Annotated in this window: 16 protein-coding genes, 1 tRNA gene and 2 pseudogenes; 7 read left to right on the top strand and 12 right to left on the bottom strand. The window is 71.7% G+C overall.

Annotated elements, in window-relative coordinates:
- Positions 1 to 12: 12 nt before the first annotated feature.
- Positions 13 to 798 (bottom strand): 23S rRNA (uridine(2552)-2'-O)-methyltransferase, encoded by a 786-nt coding sequence (locus tag B9G49_RS11890; RefSeq protein WP_086216509.1) that lies wholly within the window; start codon positions 796 to 798, stop codon positions 13 to 15.
- 239 nt (positions 799 to 1,037) lie between these two features.
- On the opposite strand from B9G49_RS11890, the gene B9G49_RS11885 reads away from it, so the two are divergent.
- Positions 1,038 to 2,396: an MEDS domain-containing protein gene (locus tag B9G49_RS11885; protein ID WP_158093616.1), complete on the top strand. Its 1,359-nt coding sequence runs from the start codon at positions 1,038 to 1,040 to the stop codon at positions 2,394 to 2,396.
- Positions 2,397 to 2,403: 7 nt separating this feature from the next.
- On the opposite strand, the gene B9G49_RS11880 is transcribed toward B9G49_RS11885, so the two are convergent.
- The 4 genes from B9G49_RS11880 to gatB form a co-directional block, all read right to left on the bottom strand.
- Positions 2,404 to 2,862 (bottom strand): GNAT family N-acetyltransferase, encoded by a 459-nt coding sequence (locus tag B9G49_RS11880; RefSeq protein ID WP_086216507.1) that lies wholly within the window; start codon positions 2,860 to 2,862, stop codon positions 2,404 to 2,406.
- A complete protein-coding gene (locus B9G49_RS11875; protein WP_049931388.1) occupies positions 2,859 to 3,074 on the bottom strand; it encodes a ubiquitin-like small modifier protein 2 in 216 nt (71 codons plus the stop codon). Before B9G49_RS11875 ends, B9G49_RS11880 begins: the two co-directional genes overlap by 4 nt.
- A 61-nt stretch (positions 3,075 to 3,135) precedes the next feature.
- Complete coding sequence (locus B9G49_RS11870) at positions 3,136 to 3,450, bottom strand: hypothetical protein (protein ID WP_049931387.1); 315 nt, start codon at positions 3,448 to 3,450, stop codon at positions 3,136 to 3,138.
- 70 nt (positions 3,451 to 3,520) lie between these two features.
- Positions 3,521 to 5,008, bottom strand: coding sequence for an Asp-tRNA(Asn)/Glu-tRNA(Gln) amidotransferase subunit GatB (gene gatB / locus B9G49_RS11865; protein WP_086216506.1), 1,488 nt, complete (start codon positions 5,006 to 5,008; stop codon positions 3,521 to 3,523).
- A gap of 289 nt (positions 5,009 to 5,297) precedes the next feature.
- Here gatB and B9G49_RS11860 point away from each other — a divergent pair, with 289 nt between their 5' ends.
- A complete protein-coding gene (locus tag B9G49_RS11860; RefSeq protein ID WP_086216505.1) occupies positions 5,298 to 8,726 on the top strand; it encodes a PAS domain-containing protein in 3,429 nt (1,142 codons plus the stop codon).
- Between the two features lie 72 nt (positions 8,727 to 8,798).
- Entirely contained in the window at positions 8,799 to 9,353 is a 555-nt protein-coding gene (gene pyrE / locus B9G49_RS11855) for an orotate phosphoribosyltransferase (protein WP_049931385.1), read from the top strand.
- Positions 9,354 to 9,380: 27 nt separating this feature from the next.
- On the opposite strand, the gene B9G49_RS11850 is transcribed toward pyrE, so the two are convergent.
- Complete coding sequence (locus B9G49_RS11850; protein WP_049931384.1) at positions 9,381 to 10,343, bottom strand: MoxR family ATPase; 963 nt, start codon at positions 10,341 to 10,343, stop codon at positions 9,381 to 9,383.
- A 129-nt stretch (positions 10,344 to 10,472) separates the two neighbouring features.
- On the opposite strand from B9G49_RS11850, the gene B9G49_RS11845 reads away from it, so the two are divergent.
- Positions 10,473 to 10,557 (top strand) — tRNA-Ser (locus tag B9G49_RS11845).
- Positions 10,558 to 10,615: 58 nt separating this feature from the next.
- On the opposite strand, the gene B9G49_RS11840 is transcribed toward B9G49_RS11845, so the two are convergent.
- The 3 genes from B9G49_RS11840 to B9G49_RS11830 are packed head-to-tail and all read right to left on the bottom strand — an operon-like array spanning position 10,616 to position 13,894.
- A complete protein-coding gene (locus B9G49_RS11840) occupies positions 10,616 to 11,239 on the bottom strand; it encodes a dolichol kinase (protein WP_086216504.1) in 624 nt (207 codons plus the stop codon).
- Positions 11,240 to 11,243: 4 nt separating this feature from the next.
- Positions 11,244 to 13,046, bottom strand: coding sequence for a glycine--tRNA ligase (glyS, locus tag B9G49_RS11835; protein WP_086216503.1), 1,803 nt, complete (start codon positions 13,044 to 13,046; stop codon positions 11,244 to 11,246).
- A complete protein-coding gene (locus tag B9G49_RS11830; protein WP_049931381.1) occupies positions 13,046 to 13,894 on the bottom strand; it encodes a CBS domain-containing protein in 849 nt (282 codons plus the stop codon). The genes glyS and B9G49_RS11830 overlap by 1 nt, the downstream gene beginning before the upstream one ends.
- Positions 13,895 to 14,252: 358 nt before the next feature.
- On the opposite strand from B9G49_RS11830, the gene B9G49_RS11825 reads away from it, so the two are divergent.
- Positions 14,253 to 14,474, top strand: coding sequence for a hypothetical protein (locus B9G49_RS11825; protein ID WP_086216502.1), 222 nt, complete (start codon positions 14,253 to 14,255; stop codon positions 14,472 to 14,474).
- A gap of 56 nt (positions 14,475 to 14,530) precedes the next feature.
- Here B9G49_RS11825 and B9G49_RS11820 read toward each other — a convergent pair whose 3' ends face one another.
- The 3 genes from B9G49_RS11820 to B9G49_RS11810 form a co-directional block, all read right to left on the bottom strand.
- Positions 14,531 to 15,427, bottom strand: coding sequence for a ketopantoate reductase family protein (locus B9G49_RS11820; protein WP_086216501.1), 897 nt, complete (start codon positions 15,425 to 15,427; stop codon positions 14,531 to 14,533).
- Between the two features lie 82 nt (positions 15,428 to 15,509).
- Positions 15,510 to 16,694, bottom strand: coding sequence for a pyridoxal-phosphate dependent enzyme (locus B9G49_RS11815; RefSeq protein ID WP_086216500.1), 1,185 nt, complete (start codon positions 16,692 to 16,694; stop codon positions 15,510 to 15,512).
- On the bottom strand, positions 16,694 to 17,650 hold the full coding sequence (locus tag B9G49_RS11810; protein ID WP_086216499.1) for a succinylglutamate desuccinylase/aspartoacylase family protein: 957 nt from the start codon (positions 17,648 to 17,650) through the stop codon (positions 16,694 to 16,696). The genes B9G49_RS11815 and B9G49_RS11810 overlap by 1 nt, the downstream gene beginning before the upstream one ends.
- A 152-nt stretch (positions 17,651 to 17,802) precedes the next feature.
- Here B9G49_RS11810 and B9G49_RS11805 point away from each other — a divergent pair.
- A pseudogene (locus B9G49_RS11805) lies at positions 17,803 to 18,600 on the top strand (caspase family protein); the annotation flags it as partial.
- Positions 18,601 to 18,655: 55 nt separating this feature from the next.
- A pseudogene (locus B9G49_RS11800) lies at positions 18,656 to 18,968 on the top strand (IS1595 family transposase); the annotation flags it as partial.

The raw sequence follows: 18,968 nt of genomic DNA, 5'->3' as shown, positions 1-18,968 counted from the left end.
GGCGATGCCTGCTCAGGCCGACGGCTCCGCGTCGTCGACGGGCTCCGCGAAGCCGAACCGCGGCTTGACGTCGGTGACCTCGACCGCGAGCGTCTCGCCGACGTCGGCGTCGACGAACAGGGTGTAGCCATCGACGTAGGCGATGCCGTCGCCCTCGTCGCCCTCCTCCTCGACGGTCACCTCGATCCGGTCGCCCTCGGCGACCGGCGAGGTGGTGTACCCCTTCGCGACGAGGTACACCTCCGAGGAGGCGTCCCGCGAGGCGGGCGGCGAGACGGTCCGGACGTACTGGAACGACTCGCTCACGTCGTCGCGGAAGGCATCGAGGTCCTCGCCCTGGAACACCTTCACGACGAAGTCGCCGCCGGTCGCGAGCAGCTCGTCGGCGGTGTCGAGCGCCTGCCGCGCGAGGTGGACCGAGCGGGCGTGGTCGAGGGAGTACTCGCCGGTCATGTTCGGCGCCATGTCGCTCGCGACGACGTCGGCGCCGCGCTCGCCGACCGCCTCACGCAGGTAGTGCCGGGTGCGCTCCTCGGTCATGTCACCGCGGATCGTCTCGACGTCGCCCTCGTCGAGGTCCTCGATGCGCTGGAGGTCGACGCCGACGACGGTGCCGCCCTCCCCGACCTCCTCGGCGGCGACCTGGAGCCACCCGCCGGGCGCGGCCCCGAGGTCGACCACGGTGTCGCCGGGGGCGAGCAGGTCCGCCTCCTCGTCGAGCTGTTTCAGCTTGTAGGCGGACCGGGCGCGGTACCCCTGCTGTTTGGATCGGTTGTAGTAGTCGTCTTTCCCGCTCATGGCGTCATCACCGCAGGCGGACGCGGGGCCACCGAGATCGGGGTGGAGGTAGCGCTCATACCCGTAACGACGGGGGCGACCGGGAAATGAACGTCGGATGCGGGCGACGGCGGCACAGTGCGACTCGACCGAGATCCGCCGCGGCGTCTCCCGCGGAATTTCGCCGTGATGAGCGGAGACACATCGGTTGCGGGCGTCAATTGTTTTTTCAGCATCCGGCCTTTACGATGGCTGTTCAGATGACCACCGCAGGCGAGTCGACCGGCTCCACGGCCCGGCCGCGGGCGGACCTGCGCGCCGAGTTCGCCGACTGCGACCTCGACCGCCACCTCGCGCTGTTTTACGAGTCGACGGCGACCCAGCTCGACACCGTGGCCGCGTTCCTCTCGTACGGGCTCGAGACCGGGCATCGGTGCGTGTACCTCGTCGACGCGAACCCCCGATCGCGGATCGAGAACGCGCTGCGCGCGGAGGGCGTGGACGTGGCGGCAAAGCTCGACGCCGGGGACCTCGCGATCCGCGACGCGTCGGAGGTGTATCTCGACGAGGGCTTCGAACGCGACGGAACCGTCGCCGAGCTGCGGTCGGAGGCGGAGCGGAGCGCCGCCGAGGGGTACGAGGGGATGTGGGTCGCCGGCGAGAACACGTGGGCGTTCGACGGCGAGACATCGTTCGACGAGGTCGTCGACTTCGAGGTCGCGTTCGACGCCGCGTGTCCCGACTTCGCGGTGACTGCGCTGTGCCAGTACGACCTCCGTCGGTTCGACGAGGCGGCGGCCGCGAAGGCGCTTCGAACCCACCAGCAGATCGTTTACGACCGCACGCTGTGTGAGAACCCGTTCCACGTCTCCCCCGAGGAGTACCGCTCCGAGGAAGGGGGGGCCGACGCCCGGATCATGCTGAAGCAGGCTCGCGGGATCGCGGAAAGCAACCGAGAGCTTCGTCGGCGCGAGCAGCGGCTCAGTGTGCTCAGCAGAGTGTTACGCCACAACATCCGGAACGACCTCAACGTCGTTCGTGGGGCACTCGAAGACTTGACGGGAAGCGAGTCGCTGACCGCCGCGGAGGCCGACCTCGTCGCCGCCGCCGCGAGACACGCGGACGCCGTCATCGAAACGGCCGAGAAGGCCCGGTACATCCAGCAGACCATCGGGAGTTCGGAGGTCGAGCCAACCCCTCTCGGGCCGGTGATCGAGCGGGCGGTCGAAGAGGTGCGGTCGGAGCACCCGAACGCACGGATCCGGACCCCCGACTCCTCGGATCAGGTCGTCCTCGCGGACGTGAACCTCGACATCGCCCTCGAAGAGGCGATCCGGAACGGAATCGTCCATCAGGACGATCCGGCGCCGACGGTCTCCGTCGCGGTGTCGACCCCAGCGAGCGAGCGGGTTCGCGTCGAGGTTCGGAACCCCGGGTCGATACCCGACCACGAGCTCCGGTGTTTCCGCGAGAGGGGTGAGACGCCGCTGGCCCACGGGAGCGGGCTGGGGCTCTGGCTCGTTCGATGGATCGTCGAGTCGGCTCACGGGACGGTCGAGTTCGCCAACGACGACGACCGAACGCGGGTCCGGTTCGACCTGTACCGGGTCGCCGACTGAACGCCGATCAGCCACCGTCGACCCGGGTCCGGCCGACTCGCCGCCCCTCGTCCGCGCCTGCGCCGTCGACCGCGAACCCCAACGCCGCGTAGAACTCAGCTAGGTCGGCGTCGAACCGGGCGGTGACGGTCTCGACCGCGGGGTCCGACTCGGCCCGATCGACCGCGGCCGCGACGAGCCGGGAGCCGATCCCCTCTCCTCGGCGCACCTGCCTGACCGCGACGGCGTCGACGTGGAGCCGGTCGGGATCGGGCCGCACGGCGACCAGCGCGCCGACGACTCCGCCGGTGCGCGTCGAGCGCGCGACGATGACGTCTCCGGCCGCGATGCGGTCGTCGACGGTGGCGGCGTCGGTCTCCAGCACCGCGGCGTCGAGGATCCGGAGGACGTCGAGCCGGTCGGCCGCGGTCGCCGGCTTCACGGTCACGTCCTCCGGCGCGGTCGGAAGGTCTCGGTCTTCGGTCACGCGTCGCCCGTCGCGCCGCCCTTGATCAGCCGGAGCACTCGGACCTCCTCGGCGTCGACGACGCGGTCGCCCGGGACCGGCGAGCCGTCGACGAGCGCCGACGCCTCCTGCGGGTGGTAGCCCGCGGCGCGGATCAGGTCGTCGTACGTCGCGTCGGCGGCGAGGCTGTACTCGTCGACCCCCTCGCCGACGACCTCGACGGTCACGTCCATGAGCGCGGTAGCGGGCGGGCGGGCGTCAATCGCACGGTTTCGGCGGGGCGCGTCGAACGGCTCAGCCGGCGTCGGGGGCGCGGCCGTTCCACTTCCAGAGGAACCACCCGACTGCGGCGGCGATCGCGACCGTCGCCAGCGCGCCGGGGCGGGGGACCGCGCCGGTCCACGCGTTAACGACGATCAGGCCGCTCGCGGCCGCCGAGACGCTGAGGACCGCGGCCGCGTCGCGGGCGAGGTCCGCCTCGCGCTCCGGCGGGAGGTCGCCGTCGTAACCGGCGATCAGGTCCACGGCGCCGCGGCGACAGATCGCCCACGCGAGGAGGAGACAGAAGCCGGTGACGTGGCCGACGACGACGGTTTCGACGATTGCCATGGCGGAGGGAAATGCTGCGGCGTGGCGGGGGAGTTGATCCGGCGGGAGCGATTCGAGCGGTCCGGCCGGCTCAGCCGTCCAACTCTTCGCGGAGCAGCCCGTTCACCTGACCGGGGTCGGCGCTGCCGCCGGTCGCCTGCATCACCTGGCCGACGAGGAAGTTGATCGCGCCCTCGTCGCCGTCGTGGTAGTCGCTCACGGCGTCGGGGTTCTCGTCGATGGCGGCCGCGACGGCGGCCTCGACCTCGCCGCTCTCGGCCTTGCCGAGGTCCTCGCGGTCGATGACCGTCTCGGGGTCGTCGCCCTCGTCGAGCATCTCGCGGAGCACGACCTCCTCGGCGTTCTTCACGGTCAGCTCGTCGGCGGCGACGAGCTCGATCAGGCGGGTGAACTCGTCGAGCCGCCCCTCCACGTCCGTGATCGCCATCTCGCGGTAGTTGAGCTCGCCGAGCAGGTTGTCGGCGACCCACGTCGCGGCGAGGTCGGGGTCGAACTCGCTCGCCACGTCCTCGAAGAAGTCCGCGACCGCCTTCGTGGAGGTGAGCTTGGAGGCGGCCTCGCGGTCTAACCCGTACTCCTCGCGGAAGCGCTCGCGGCGGGCGTCGGGGAGCTCCGGGATCGCGATCTGTTCCTTCCAGTCGGCTACCTCAAGCGCGGGCAGGTCGCCCTCGCGGAAGTAGCGGTAGTCCTTCTCGGCCTCCTTCGACCGCATGCCGACGGTGACGCCGCGGTCCTCGTCCCAGTGACGCGTCTCCTGTTCGATCTCGCGGCCGCGACGCAGGACGTTCTCCTGTCTGGTGACCTCGTACGCGAGCGCCTGCTCGGCGCCCTTGTGGCTGGAGATGTTCTTCACCTCAGCGCGGTTCACGTCGTCGAGCGCGTCGCCCGTGATCGCCCCGTCGTCGGCAACGTGCTCGGCGGGGACGAGCGAGACGTTAGCGTCGACGCGCAGGCTCCCGTCGCGGCCGGGGTCGAACACGCCGAGGTACTCGAGGACCTCCTCCAGCTTCGCGAGGAACGCGCGCGTCTCGGCCGGCGAGCGGAAGTCCGGCTCCGTGACGATCTCCATCAGCGGTGTGCCGGCGCGGTTGTAGTTCACCAGCGTGTGGGTCGCCGACTCGATGGAGCCGCCGGCGTGCTGGAGGCTGCCGGGGTCCTCTTCGAGGTGCGCGCGGGTGATCCCGATCGTCCGCGGGTCGCCGTCGACGCGGACCTCCAGCTCGCCGTCGGCGCAGATCGGCGCGTCGTACTGGGTGAGCTGGAAGTTCTTCGGGAGATCGGGGTAGTAGTAGTTCTTCCGGTGGAACGTGGTCGTCTCGGGGATGTCGGCGTCGATCGCCTTCCCGACCTTCACCGCGGCCTCGACGGCGGCCTCGTTGAGGACGGGGAGCGCGCCCGGTAGCCCGAGGCAGGTCGGACAGGTGCGCGTGTTCGGTGCCTCGTCGTCCTCGGGCTCCGTCGAACAGCCGCAGAAGATCTTCGTGTCGGTCTCGAGCTGGACGTGGACCTCCAACCCGATCACGACCGTCCGGTCCGTCGTCGCGGCCTGCGTACTCATTACCCGCCCGTTGTGAGCGGGTCGCCTAAATCGTGTCGGGACAACGGCCGCCGGGGCGAACGCCCGACGACGCTCTCAGATCCGAAAACCCGGTGGGAACGATTATTAGGAGGCCGCTCGTACCTTGCGCGATGAGTGAACCGACGACCTTCGCGGGCCTCGGCCGGGCCAGTGCGACGACGCGCCAGCGGCCGCCGCTCAGTCGCGCGAGACGAGCGGCCAACAGGGTGGATGGCCGCTGAGGGACCCGCCGACCGTGGGCGACCGCCGCGGTGCCGTCCCGTAACGGATGTCTGGTGAGCCGACGCTCCACCTCGGCGAGCCGGTGGACGCGGCGTGGGGAGAGCTCCCCGCGGAGACGCGCGTCCGCCGAGCGAGCGAGGTCGCGAGCGACGCGGACCGGGACCCGGACCGGAGCGTCGATCCGGCGAGGGTCGTCGTCAGGCTGTTCGACGACGAGACCCGAGGTGACCGCGACGCGCCGGAACTGAACGGCGACGGGGCCGCGAGCCGGGGGCTCTCGGTCGAGCGCGACGCGGCCGCGCTCGACCGCCTCGAATCGGTCCGCGACCGCTACCCGGACGCGGCCGTGCTCGCCTACTCGGCGGGCGACGACGCGGACGCGGCCATCGACGCGAGCCGGCTCGGGATCGAGTACGTGTCCGGGCGACGGCTCGCGGCCGACGGCGAGACGCTCGCCGACCGCGTGGAGGCGATCGATGGCGGACGCGACGACCGCGACGGAGCGGGGACAGGGCCGGCACACGACGGACCCGGACCGGAACCGACGACCGCGGGCGGGCGGGAGTTCCTCGAACCGTTCGTGCGGATCGTCTCGGACCGGTGCGCCGACCTCGACGAGCAGGTCGACGCCCTGCTCGACCTCGGGCGAGACTACCTCGACCTGTCGATCGGCTACTCGTCGCGGGTCGAGGGCGACCGGATCGAGATCCAGCGGTACCGGGACTCGACCGGGCTTGTGGAGTCGATCGCGGCGGACGAGCTCGACGACGACGGGACGCTCCCGCTGGAGCTGACCTACTGCCGGCGAACGGTTCGCGGCGGTGCCGGCGCGGGACCGGAAAGCGACGGGGCGCCCGGAAGCGGCGAGGAGAGCGGAGGCGACGGAGCGACCGAAGGCGGGTCGGAGACCGGAGGCGACGGCGCGGCCGAGGGCGACTCGGGCGTGGTCACGATCACCGACCCGGAGGCGGCGGGGCTGGCCGGCGATCCGGCGTACGAGCGGTCCGGCGTCGGCAGCTACGTCGGCGGTCGGGTCGTCGTCGACGGCGAGGTGTACGGGACGCTCTGTTTCCTCGACGTCGAGCCCCGCGACCGCCCGTTCGACGCGTCGGAGCGGCTGTTCGTCGAACTGCTCGCGGAGTGGCTCGGCGGCGCGATCGAGCGCGAGGTGGTCCGCGAGGAGCGGGCGGCGGCCGTCGACCGGTTCGAGGAGACGCTCGACCGGATCGAGGACGGGTTCTTCGCGCTCGACGACGAGTTCCGGTTCACCTACGTGAACGAGGCCGCCGCGACGCTGCTCGACCGCGACGCCGACGAGCTGATCGGCGCCGACATCTGGGCGGAGTTCCCGGCGGCGCTCGGGCGGAAGTACGAGCGGAACTACCGACGGGCGATGGAGACCCAGGAGGTCGTCTCCTTCGAGGACCGGTACGAGCCGCTCGACCTGTGGACCGACGTGACCGCCTACCCCTCGCCCAACGGGCTCTCCGTGTTCTTCGCCGACGTCTCCGAGCGGAAGCGCCGCGAGCAGACGCTCGAACGGCTGCTCGGGACCGTCGAACGCGTCCAGCGGGAGAGCGACGCGGACGGGGTCGCCGAGCGGCTGGTCGAGGCCGCGGACCAGATCCTCGGCTACCAGATAAGCGGCGTGCGGCTCTTCGACGAGGACGCGGACCTGCTCCGCCTCGCCGCCACGAGCGAGGGGATCGGCGACGCGTTCGCCGCCAGCCGGGACCCGCGACCGCCGAGCGAGGGGATCACCGGTGCGGTGTTCCGAGACGGCGAGACGTGGGTGTGCGACGACCTCGCGACCGACGAGCGGCTCGCGTCGATCGGCGGCGGCCCGTCGAACGGCGACCGGACCGAGTACCACGGGATGCGGTCGTTCGTCGCGGTTCCGCTCGGGGACCACGGCGTGTTCATCGTCGGGTCCAGGGAGCCGGACGCCTTCGGCGAGAGCGACGTCAGCGTGCTCGAACTGCTGGCGACGAACGCCGTCGCCACGATGGACGCCAACGACCGGCGCCGGCGGCTCCGGACCTACGAGGACGCGCTGAAGAACGTCGACGACATGGTGTGCGTCCTCGACGGCGACGGCGCCGTCACCTACGCCACCGGGCCGTTCGCCGAGTGGGTCGGCGCCGGCGGCACCGGGGACATCGTCGGTCGGCGGCTCGACGCGCTCGTCGCCCCGGACGACGCGGAGCGCGTGGTAGACGCGGTCGGCGCGCTCACCGGCACACCGGCCGAGGTCGCGGGCGGTCGAGAGCCGACGAGGACGGTCGACCTGAGCGTCGAGCGCGACGGCGATCGCGGACCGCGGCACGGCCGACTCCGGCTGTCGTCGCTGTCCGACCGCGGGGGCGGCGTCGTCGGATCGCTGTCGGACACGACCGACCTCTTCCGGACGCGGACCGAGCTTTCGGCCGAGCGCGACCGCTTCCGGCGGCTGTTCGACCGCATTCCCGACCCGGTGATAGAGGTCGTCTTCGAGGACGACGAGACGGTGATCGACGGCGCCAACCCGGCGTTCGAGGCGCAGTTCGGCGTGGACGAGGCGGCGCTGCGCGGCCGGACGATCGAGGCGTTGGACATCCACGACTACCGGCTGGGAGACAGCGTCGAGGCGAGCGTCGTCGAGGCGGCGGACCTCGACGCGCTGGTCCGCGAACACGGCTTCGCCGCGGAGGAGATCAGACGACAGACCGTCGAGGGGCCGCGGGAGTTCCTCTTCCGCGGCTTCAGCTACGAGACCGAGGGCGACCGGCGCGCCTTCGGCATCTACACCGACATCACCGACCGGAAGCGCCGCGAACGCTACGTGCGGATCGTCAACCGGATCCTCAGGCACAACCTGCGGAACGAGCTGAACGTCGTGTTCGGCTTCGCCGGCGAAATCGCCGATCGGACCGACGACGACCGGATCCGCGACTACGCCCGGCGGATCGAGACCACGGGCAAGCGGCTGACCGACGTCGCCGAGGGGGCCGGGACCCTCCGGGGGATCGTCGAGGAGGGGTACGCGACCGACCCCGAGCCGGTCGACGTGGGACCGATCGTCGAGGCGGTCACCGCGCGACACGCGGCCGATCGGCCGGACACGCGGATCACCGCCGACGTGCCGGCGGGGATCGCGGTGCGCGGCGACGACCGCCTCTCGGTCGCGATCGATCACCTCGTCGAGAACGCGGTCGAACACGGCGGCGACGCGCCGCGCGTCGCGGTGAGCGCCGAGCGCGACCCGGACGGCGGGGTCGTGCGTGTGAGCGTCGCGGACGACGGGCCGGGAGTACCGACCGCGGTACGGGAGGTGATCACCGGCGCCCGCGAGGTGACCCAGCTACAGCACAACACCGGCGTGGGGCTGTGGATCGCCGCGTGGGTCGTGGAGGCGTACGGCGGCGAGATCCGGTTCGACGACGGCCTCGGCGGCGGGGGAACGACCGTGACGCTCGTCCTGCCGGCGGCGGAGTGAGCGGGGCGGGAAGGAGACGAACCCCCTCCGCGTTCCGACCAGTTTATTGTCGGCCGCGGCCCTTCTCGGCGTATGACCGACGACGACCGACGACGCGAGCTGATCGCGGCGCTCACCGCCGCCGACGCCGTCCGGTTCGGCGAGTTCGAGCTGTCCCACGGCGGGACGAGCGACTACTACGTCGACAAGTACCTCTTCGAGACCGACCCGGACGCGCTGACGCTCGTCGCCGAGGCGTTCGCCGACCGGCTGGCCGACGCCGACGCGAAGCTGGCGGGAGTCGCGCTGGGCGCGGTCCCGCTGGTGGCGGTGACGGCCGCCGAGCTCGGTCGTCCGTACGTCATCGCGCGCAAACAGGCGAAGGAGTACGGCACGGGCAACCGGATCGAGGGGCGCCTCGGCGACGGCGAGGAGGTCGTCGTGATCGAGGACATCGCCACCACGGGGCAGTCCGCTGTCGACGCGGTCGAGGCGCTGCGGGAGGCGGGCGCGACGGTGGACCGCGTGCTGGTCGTCGTCGACCGCGAGGAGGGCGCGGAAGCGCTGCTCGCCGAGCACGACATCGAGCTGGAGTCGCTGCTCACGGCGACCGAACTGCTGGCGGAACGGGACGAGAACGCGGAGTAGCGGCGATAGCGGCGGTCGTCGCGGGAGCTACGCCTCGGCCGCGTCCACCGTCGGCACCGCGACGCGGTCGAGCACGTCGGCGATCACGTCGCGCTCGTCGACGTCGTTGACGGCCGCGTCCGGCGTCAACACGAGCCGGTGGGCGAGCGTCGGCTGCGCGACCCGCTTCACGTCGTCGGGCGTGACGAACTCACGGCCGGCGATCACCGCCGCCGCGCGGGCGGTCTCGAAGAGGCGCTGTGTCCCCCGCGGGGAGACGCCGGCCTCGACGCGGCGGTCCTCCCGGGTCGCCCGCGCGAGCGCCGCCGCGTAGCGGAGCAGATCGTCCTCGACGCGGACGGACTCCGGCACCTCCCGCAGCGCCGCCACGGAGTCGGGATCGAGGACGCGCTCGACCGTCGGCGACTGCTCGACGCGGCCGGCGCGCCGCCGGAGGAGCTCTAACTCGCCGTCCTCGTCCGGGTAGCCGATCGAGGTCTTGATCGTGAACCGGTCGAGCTGGGCCTCCGGCAGCGGGAACGCGCCCTCGCTCTCGACCGGGTTCTGCGTCGCGATCACGTAGAAGGGGCTCGGCAGGGCGTGCGTCTCGCCGTCGACGGTCACCTGCCCCTCCTCCATCGCTTCCAGGAGAGCGGCCTGCGTCTTCGGCGGGGCGCGGTTGATCTCGTCGGCGAGCACGACGTTCGCGAAGATCGGCCCCGGCGAGAAGCTGAAGGAGCCGTCGCGCTCGTCGAACACGTTTGTGCCGGTGACGTCGGCCGGCAGGAGGTCCGGGGTGAACTGAATCCGCGAGAACTCCAGACCGAGCGCGGTCGCGAACGAGCGCGCTGAGAGGGTCTTTCCGGTGCCCGGCACGTCCTCCAGGAGGACGTGGCCGCGGGCGAGGATGCCGAGGGTGACGCGGTCGAGGAACTCGCGGTCGGCGACGACCGCACCGCCGACCTCGCTCACGACGCGGGCGCAGGCGTCGGCCGCTTCGGGGACGTCCATATCCACCGCACGGGAGCCGGGCCGAAAAGCGTTGTCGGCGGAACGGTGGGGTGACGGACCGGCGGTCCGAGACCGCGCCGCGACCGCGATCGAAACGCATAACAGCGGAACCGGCCAACGTCGAGTCGAGCCGAGGTAGCCTAGCCTGGCCAAGGCGGTAGATTCGAAATCTACTGTCCATTCGGACACCGGAGTTCAAATCTCCGCCTCGGCGCTTCTCTCAGTTTCGCCCGGCGAGCGACAGCGCCGCCGTTGCGCTCCGGGCGATGCGCCTACCCGATCAGCGCGGCCGCGAGGAACATGCCGCCGGCGGCCGCCGGCGGGCTGGTGAGGTTGTCGTCGACCGCCACGCCGCGGATGAGCGGCGGGAGCCCGTCGGCGATCGCCGCGGGGATCGCCCCCGCGAGCGCGACGATCACGCCCGGATCGGGGCCGAACTCGGGGATCGCGTACGGGACGGCGATCCCGAAGCAGACGAACACCATCGCCGCCACCACCGGGAGGCGCTTCGGCTCCGTCGCCGCGTTCTCGCCGAGCCCGCCGCTTATCGGGTCGCCGACGGAGAGCATCCACATCGCGGGTACGGCGAAGACGGGCGCGAAGACGAGCGCGGTCGCCGCCATCCCGGCCTGATACAGCGCGTACCCAGCGATCCCGTCGGCCTCGTAGTCGCGGACGAGCGCGTCGTACAGCGGGGCGAGCGGACCGACGGAGTCGGCGAGCCGCAGCGCTTCGAGAGCCCCGGCGATCGCGACGCTGAGGCTCAGCAGTCGCCCGGTGGTCTCCCAGGAGATCCAGCCAAGTAAGAACGGGACCGGGTACAGCGTGCCGCTGGCGTGGACCAGCCGCCGCTCGAACTCCACGCGCTCGCGCCACGCGGCGGCCGGGAGACGCACGCCCTCAGTTCCCCGCCGTCTCGACGCCGGTGTCGACCGCGTCGTACCGGTCGGCGACGGACGCGAACGGCTCGCCCTCGCGGAGCGCCGTCAGCTCGTCGGCGAGGTGCGCGACCGGGATCCGGACCTGCGCCGCGGAGTCGCGCTCGCGGAGCGTGACGGTGTCGGGCCCGTCGCCCTCGATCCCGTCGCGGTCGACGGTGACGCAGAACGGGGTGCCGACCTCGTCCTGCCGGCGGTAGCGGCGGCCGATCGAGCCGGAGTCGTCGTACGCGACCGCGAGCCCGGCGGCCCGCAGGTCGGCCGCCACCTCGTCGGCGAGCCCGGTCAGGCGGTCGTCGTTGGTGACGAGCGGGAAGACGGCGGCGTCCTGCGGCGCGACCTCGGGTTCGAGCGAGAGGTAGGTGCGCTCCTCGCCGTCGACCTCGTCCTCGCTGTAGGCGTGCGCGAGCAGCGTCTGGACGGTCCGGCCGACGCCGAACGACGGCTCGACGACGTGGGGCGTGATGTGCTCGCCGCTCTCGGTCACCGCCTCGACCGAGAAGTCCGCGACGTCGACGTCGACCGCGTGCGTCTCGGCGTCGTCGCCCTCGCCGACCGTCACCTCGACCGTCTCGCCGTCGAACGCGTCGGGGTCGCGCTCCGCGAGGGCTTCGAGCGCCTCGGCGACCGCGGCGGCGTCGCCGCCGAACTCCGGGCCGAGGACGGACATGTCGGGGTCGACGGTCGCGCGCTCGACCGTCTTCGGCTCGTCGTACCGTTTGAACACTGTAAACGAGTCGTCGCCGTACTCGTCGTGCTTCGAGAGGTCGTAGTCGCCGCGGTACGCGAAGCCGGCGATCTCGATCCAGTCACCGTCGACCTCGCTCTCGGCGTCCCAGCAGTCGGCGGCGTAGTGGGCGCGCTCGCCGGCGAGGTGCTGGCGGAAGCGGAACCGGTCGAGGTCGACGCCGACGCGCTCGTACCACTCCTGCGCGACGCCGAGGTAGTAGCCGACCCACGGGGAGCCGATGACGCCCTCGTCGACCGCCTCGCCGACCGTCGTGTCGAGGTAGTCGCCGTCGTCGGCCTCCTGCTCCGTCGCGGGGTAGAGGCGGACCTCCACGTCGCGCACGCGGTCGAGCGGCGGCTCGTCCGCCTCGGGGTCGATGAACTGCTCCAACTCGGCCTGCGTGAACTCGCGGAGGCGGAGGAGCCCGCCGCGCGGCGAGATCTCGTTGCGGTAGGCCGGGCCGATCTGGGTGATCCCGAACGGGAGGTTCCCGCGGGCGTACTCCTTCAGCCGCGGGAACTCCACGAAGATCCCCTGGGCCGTCTCCGGCCGGAGGTAGCCGGGTTGGGCGTCGCCGGGGCCGATGTCGGTCGCGAACATGAGGTTGAACGCCTCGACCGGCTGGCCGGCGAGTTCGGTGCCGCAGGCGGGACAGGCGATGTCGTTGTCGGCGATGAGCTCGGCGACCTCTTCGCCGGGCAGCGCCTCGGCGTCCTCGATCTCCGTGACGTCCTCGACGAGGTGGTCGGCGCGGTGGGACGCGCCGCACTCGGGGCACTCGACGAGCATGTCGTCGAACCCCTCCAGGTGGCCGGAGGCCTCGAACACGGCCTCTGGCATCACCGTCGGCGCCTCGATTTCGCGGTTCCCCTCGCGGATGGTAAACCGGTCGCGCCACGCGTCCTCGACGTTCCGCTTGAGCGCCGCGCCCTGCGGGCCGAACGTGTAGAAGCCGGCGGTGCCGCCGTAGGCGCCGTTCGATCCGAAGAAGAAGCCCCGGCGCTTCGCGAGCTCGGCGAGCACGTCCGCGGCCATTATAACCCCTCCAGCAGGTCGACGTCTCGGACGATCCCGTCCAGATCGGTGCCGGAGACGAGCGGGACCTGCTCGATGTCGTTGCTGATGAGCTCTTGAGCGACCTCCTTGGCCGTCCGCGTGGCGTTGACGGTGATGAGGTCCTCGGTCATGAAGTGGCGGACCGCCTCCGCGGGGATCTCGACGTTCCGGGTCGGGAGGTAGCGCGCGCCCGTCGCCTTGATCCCCTCCCACGACCAGTCGGAGTCCTGGTCGGCGATCGAGTCGCCGGTGCTCGCCTCGCCCTCGACGACGCGGGCGACCTCCAAGATGTCGACCTCGGTGAGCATCCCCGCGGTCGCGGCGTCGTCGTCGAGGACGACCGCGTACGGTACCCCCGAGAGCGCGATCTCGCGCTCGGCGACCGGCAGCGGCGTGTCGGTGTGGGTCGCGTTGACCGCCCGGGTCGCGAGCTCGCCCACGCGCGTCTCGCCGTCGACCTCGCCGCGGGCGATCGCCCGCACCACGTCGGTGACGGTGACGATACCGACGAGCTCGTCGCCGTCGACCACGGGGAGCCGGCGCGAGCCCTCGGCGGCCATCGTCCGGGCGGCGTCGACGATGTCGGCGGCGGCCCCGACGGTGGGGACCTCGCGCATCAGCAGCGCGAGCTGGTCCTCGTCCGGCTGTTCGATCAGGTCGTCGCGCGTGACGAGCCCGCGGTACACCTCGTCGCCGTCGACGTCCTTCACGACGGGCACGGACGAGAAGCCGTGCTCTTGGATGTACTCTAACACGTCGTTGCGGCTCCCGGGTATCTCGACGACGACGAGCTCCGAGCGGGGCGTCATGGCGTCTGCGACGTTCATGCCCGTCTTTCAGCGTGACACCTCTTGTATACTGCGAAGGTGTGCGGAGCCGGACCACCGGCACGCGAGGCCGGGCGGCGACACGCGGGAGCGGTCAGCGGCACGCAGGGCCTAGTCAGCGACACGCGGAGCTGGACCGCCAGCGCGCGGGGCCGGGTCAGCGGCGATCGGACCCGGTCAGGCGGGGCCCTACAGGATCCCGCGAGCCGATGTAGAAACCGACACGTTTCGGCGGATCGTCGTTCGGCGGGCGCTCCGCGGAAAGAACCGTCGGCAGAGCGTCCCCGGAATCTCCGATCCGACGGCCGAATTCGATCGCGTTCGCAACTCTTATACGTACTGTGAACTATTCACAACCATGTCACGGAGTTCCACTCCATGGGACGACCCGGACCCCGACCGCCGCCGGACTGCGCTCCCGACGGACCCGGCGCTCGACGCCGCCGACGCGCCGGACGTGATGGCGTCCGTCGACTCGTCGGCGTCGCGGCCGGAGTTCGTCATCGCGGACGTCTCGCGAGAGGACGCGTGGGTGTCGGTCGACGAGACCGACGCGACCGTCCTCGAGGAGTGGTGTTGAGCGCGTAGCCGTCGCCGAGCAGAGCCGCCGTCTCGTTTTCCCGAATCGGTCCCGCATTACCGGAGCCCGCGGGCCGCTTCCCAGCCGCGGATCAGTGACCCGACCGTCCGGCAGGTCGGCGCCGACACGCCGCGCCGGTCGCCCCGGTCGACGACCGCGCCGTAGATAGCGTCGACCTCTGTGCGGCGTCCGTTCGCCACGTCCTCGTACATGGACGACCGGTTCGCCGCGGTGTCGGTGGCGACGCGCTCGACGGCGTCGGCCGCCCGTTCGTCGGACAGGTCCACCCCGACCGCACGGGCGACGCGGGCCGTCTCGCGGGCGGCCTCGCGGGCGACCTCGCCGGCGGGGCCGTCGAGCGTCGGGCCGTTCTCCGTCCGCGCGAGCGCCGACGGTCCGTTGATCCCGGCGTTGACGGCGAGCTTCTCGAAGCGCCGGGCCGGCATGTCCTCTGCCACGACCGCCTCGACGCCCGCCGCGTCGAAGGCGGCGCCGACCCGCGCGGCCTCGGGGCTCGCGCCGCCGGAGAGCGCCCCGACGACGACCTCGCCGACGCCGGTACAGGTGACGCGGCCCGGCTCGGCGAACCGGGCACCGTAGCTCGCGGTGCCCGCGAGGACCGTCGCGTCGAGCGCGGCGACCAGACGCTCCTCGGTGAGGCCGTTCTGGAGCGAGCAGACCGCGTCGTACTCGCCGGTCGCGAGCGCGCGAGCGGCCGCGTCGGTGTCGTACGCCTTCGTCGTGACCAAGGCGAGGTCGGCCCGCCGGTGCGTCGCGTCAGTGAGCGCGCGCGGCGCGACCCGGGCGTCGACCTCGCCGTCGATCCGGAGCCCGTCCTCCCGAATCTCCCGCATGTGCGGGTCGCGCCCGACGAGCGTCACGTCGTGTGTACGCGCCAGCAGCCCGCCCACGAGGCTTCCGAGCGCGCCGGCGCCGTAGACGAGCACCTCCATGCGCAAAGAGAGGGGCGCCGGTAGAATAGTGGTAACGGTGAGGTCGGTCCGCCTCGCCCGAGAGCCGCCGACCCCGCTCGCCTCAGCCCTTCAGCCCGCTCCCGGTCAGCGGGACGACCACGTCCTCGTCCGGGCGGATCTCGCCGCGCTCGCGGAGGGTCCGCAGCGCCGCGGGCGCGACCGCGCAGGTCGGCTCCGTGTAGAAGCCGGCGGCGTGGAGGCGGTCGAGTTCGCGCGTCGCGGCCGCCTCGGTGACCGCGAGCGCGTCGCCGCCGGTGGCGTCGATCGCCGCCCGGATCTGGCGGTCGCGGACCGGCTCGGCGATCTGGATCCCGTCGGCCGCGGCGTTGACCGTCCCGTCCGGGTCGGCGGCGTCGGGGCCGCGGAGCGCTCTGACGATCGGCGCGACGCCGGCCGCCTGCGCGCCGTAGAGGCGGGGGACCTCGTCGATCCAGTCGGCCCGTTCGAGCCGACGGAATCCGCGATAGGCGCCGAGGAAGAGCGTCCCGTGGCCGAGCGGCGTCACGACGGCGTCCGGGGCGTTCCAGTCGCGACGGAGCGCGATCTCGTACGCGACCGTGGCGGTGCCCTCGAAGAACGCCGGGTTCCAGGCGTGGCTGGCGTACCAGGCGCGTTCGCGGTCGTCGAGCGTCGCGACGCACGCGTCCGTCACGTCGCCTCGGCTCCCCTCGACCCGGACCGGCTCGGCGCCGGCGCGGCGGATCGCGCGGAGCTTCGACTCCTTGGCGTCGGCCGGGACGTAGATCTCGGCCGCCATTCCGGCCCGGGCGGCGTATGTCGCGATCGCGGCGCCCGCGTTGCCGGAGGAGTCCTCGACGACGCGCTCGACGCCCAGCTCGCGGGCCCGCGTCAGCGTCGCGGTCGCGCCGCGGTCCTTGAACGAGCCGGTCGGAAAGACGTACTCCAGCTTGAACGACGCGTTCCACGGTGCGGCTTCGCTCCCCGCGTCTCCCGAGAGCTCGCGGCCCGCGTCCGCGTCGACGAGCGGGGTCATCCCCTCGCCGAGCGTCACCCGGTCGCTGGGGTCGTCCCCGGCGGCGAGCAGGTCGTCGAACGCCCACAGGCCGTCGCGCGCGTCGAACGATTGGGGGTCGGGCGCGGGACCGTCCGGAACCGGGGGATCGGCGAAATCGAGGGGTTCGCCGCACCGACAGCGCCAGCGGTCGCGGTACGTCTCGCCGCACGCGGAACAGCGGAGTCGCCGGGGGTCTCGCCCCCTCGGCGACGGAGCGTCGGGAGCGCCCATCAGTACGTGTCGACGTTCGTCCCGATCGAGCAGACGTACTCCCCCGCGGCCACCTGCGGGAGCCGGCGCGTCCGCCAGAAGATCCCGTCGGTGTCGGCCGTCACGCGCCCCTCCAGCGCGCCGAAGGTGTCGGTCACCTCGAAGAGGACGTCGCCCGCGGAGACGCGCTCGCCAAGCTCGCACTCGAAACGGACCAGGCCGCCGGCGGGCGAGCCGTACTGATCGAAGCCGCGCGCCCGAGTCTGCGATTCGAGCGCGGCGTCGCCGTCGAGGAAGCCGTAGTGGCGGAGCACGTTGAACACGCCCTTGACGCCGTATCGGATCGACTCCTCGTCCCAGCCGACGCAGCCGCCGAGCTCCGGGTCGACGGTCGGGATGCCGTGCTCCGGGCCGGCCCGCGCGAGCTGGCCGTCCGGGCCCTTGATGTCGAGGACGTGCCCGCAGCCGAACGCCTTCGCGAGCTCCAGGCAGTCGCCGTGGAGCCGGTGGCGGACGCCGCCGCGCACGCGCGTCTCGTTTATCATCCGGCTCGTCGACCCCTGGTGGAGATCGAGGATGTAGTCCGCGCGCTTGGCGATCTGGAACGTCTCGTGGGCGATCCGCTCGCTCGTCGTCCCGTCGGCGTCGCCCGGGTACCCGCGGTTCATCTTGCGGTCGTCGACCGGGTTCCGGTGTTCGGCGGCCTGGAACGCGAAGTGGTTCACGATGCCGACGACGAGGACCGAGCCGGACAGCTCCGCCGGGTCGAGCCGCGGAACGACGCGGTTGACGACGCCCAACCCGTTCAGCTCGTCGCCGTCGCTCACCGCCTGGACGTACAGCGTCGGCCCGTCGGCCGCGCCGTTGATCGCGGCGACCGGCAGCCGGACGGGGCTCCCGTCTCGCATCTCCCCCACCTCGAGACGGCCCGTGTCCGTCTCGCCCGGAGAGGCGCGGGCCGTTCCCAGCGTTATCATTACGCGAAGGTGGGGCGGCCGGGACTTTATCCGTTCGGTCCGCGGCGATCCGACCGACACAACCTTTATCGCCGCTTTCGCTCAACGGACTGGTACCACCCCCGCGGCGTCGGTCGCCGTCTCCCCGACCGACGGCCGCGGTGAGCCCGCTAATGAGCATCGACATCGACCCGCTGCGCGAGGCCGACGGGATAACCGTCACCGACCACATCGAGAACACCCAGTTCGAGGTGTACACCGACCGGCCGGTCGACCCGCGCCGGCGTCCGGAGTCGGACCACTACTTCCCGGTCGACGCCAGCGTCGCAGTCGAGACCGGGGCGATCGAGATCCCGCGGGTCGCGGTCGTCGAAACGCGTGACAGAGCGGGGTCGCTGCTGTCGCGCGGAGACGGCTATCAGATGCCCGACGGAACGTATCACGTCGGGATCGATCCCGCGCCGACGAAGCTGTACCTCGCCTTCGACGCCGGGTTCTCCGTCTCGACGACCGACCGGACGACCCGGATCGACCTCGACACGCCGGGCACCGTCGGGCTCGGCTTCCGGTCGCTCCACCAGACGCCGGCGGGGACGATCACCACCCCCACGGACCCGGAGTCGCTGATGGACGCCGTCTCCCTGCTCGGCTCCGCGCTTCAGACGACGAGCCCGGAGCGGTCGTTCCCCACTCTTCGGGGTCACCCACCGCTGATCGAGCCCGCCGAGGAGTTCCGCGTCCCGGAACGTGTCGAACCCGTCGAAAGCGGCGTTCGGATCGTCGTCCCGCCCGAGTACCGGTACCTCTACCCGGTCGTCTCGCTGGCGTACTACTTCGCGGCCGACGTGGTTCCCGGCGACGCCCCGCGGATCGAGGGCGACGGCTGGACCTACCCGCTCGAACCGGGGTTCGAGGAACGGACCGCGCGGGTGCTCCGACAGTCGTTCCACATGGACTGTCTCGCCCGCTCTTCAGTAGACTGGCGGAACCAGGAGCATTAGTGCCTCTGGCCCGGCAAAAGCGGGTATGCATGAAGACCGTCCTGCCTTCGGCCAGAGGCTATCGGAACTTGCGGAACTTGGGGTAATAGAATTTCGGCCCGAGCCGCTCGACGCCATCGTCGAGCGGCGTCTCAAGACGGTGTGGGAAGAACGCTCCTGTCCACACTGCGGCGCAGACAACCTCCACGCTCTCAACGGCTCTGACCGTATCTGGTGTGGCCGCTGTGACTGGAAAACCACGTACACGCGAGGGACACCCTTCTACGATTCGGAACTCACCCCGGGTGAGTTCCTCATCGCCTTCATACTCTACGCTGACACACTCCTCAGCATTACCC

The organism is Halorubrum sp. SD683 (assembly GCF_002135045.1).
Taxonomy (GTDB): Archaea; Halobacteriota; Halobacteria; order Halobacteriales; family Haloferacaceae; genus Halorubrum; species Halorubrum ezzemoulense.
This window is presented reverse-complemented; position numbering and strand designations above follow the sequence as displayed.

What these genes read in the sequence shown, in the direction of transcription:
- B9G49_RS11890 (WP_086216509.1), bottom strand. Translation starts at nt 798, where the DNA reads ATGAGCGGGAAAGACGACTACTACAACCGATCCAAACAGCAGGGGTAC.
- B9G49_RS11885 (WP_158093616.1), top strand. Translation starts at nt 1,038, where the DNA reads ATGACCACCGCAGGCGAGTCGACCGGCTCCACGGCCCGGCCGCGGGCG.
- B9G49_RS11875 (WP_049931388.1), bottom strand. Translation starts at nt 3,074, where the DNA reads ATGGACGTGACCGTCGAGGTCGTCGGCGAGGGGGTCGACGAGTACAGC.
- B9G49_RS11870 (WP_049931387.1), bottom strand. Translation starts at nt 3,450, where the DNA reads ATGGCAATCGTCGAAACCGTCGTCGTCGGCCACGTCACCGGCTTCTGT.
- gatB (WP_086216506.1), bottom strand. Translation starts at nt 5,008, where the DNA reads ATGAGTACGCAGGCCGCGACGACGGACCGGACGGTCGTGATCGGGTTG.
- B9G49_RS11860 (WP_086216505.1), top strand. Translation starts at nt 5,298, where the DNA reads ATGTCTGGTGAGCCGACGCTCCACCTCGGCGAGCCGGTGGACGCGGCG.
- pyrE (WP_049931385.1), top strand. Translation starts at nt 8,799, where the DNA reads ATGACCGACGACGACCGACGACGCGAGCTGATCGCGGCGCTCACCGCC.
- B9G49_RS11850 (WP_049931384.1), bottom strand. Translation starts at nt 10,343, where the DNA reads ATGGACGTCCCCGAAGCGGCCGACGCCTGCGCCCGCGTCGTGAGCGAG.
- glyS (WP_086216503.1), bottom strand. Translation starts at nt 13,046, where the DNA reads ATGGCCGCGGACGTGCTCGCCGAGCTCGCGAAGCGCCGGGGCTTCTTC.
- B9G49_RS11830 (WP_049931381.1), bottom strand. Translation starts at nt 13,894, where the DNA reads ATGAACGTCGCAGACGCCATGACGCCCCGCTCGGAGCTCGTCGTCGTC.
- B9G49_RS11825 (WP_086216502.1), top strand. Translation starts at nt 14,253, where the DNA reads ATGTCACGGAGTTCCACTCCATGGGACGACCCGGACCCCGACCGCCGC.
- B9G49_RS11820 (WP_086216501.1), bottom strand. Translation starts at nt 15,427, where the DNA reads ATGGAGGTGCTCGTCTACGGCGCCGGCGCGCTCGGAAGCCTCGTGGGC.
- B9G49_RS11815 (WP_086216500.1), bottom strand. Translation starts at nt 16,694, where the DNA reads ATGGGCGCTCCCGACGCTCCGTCGCCGAGGGGGCGAGACCCCCGGCGA.
- B9G49_RS11810 (WP_086216499.1), bottom strand. Translation starts at nt 17,650, where the DNA reads ATGATAACGCTGGGAACGGCCCGCGCCTCTCCGGGCGAGACGGACACG.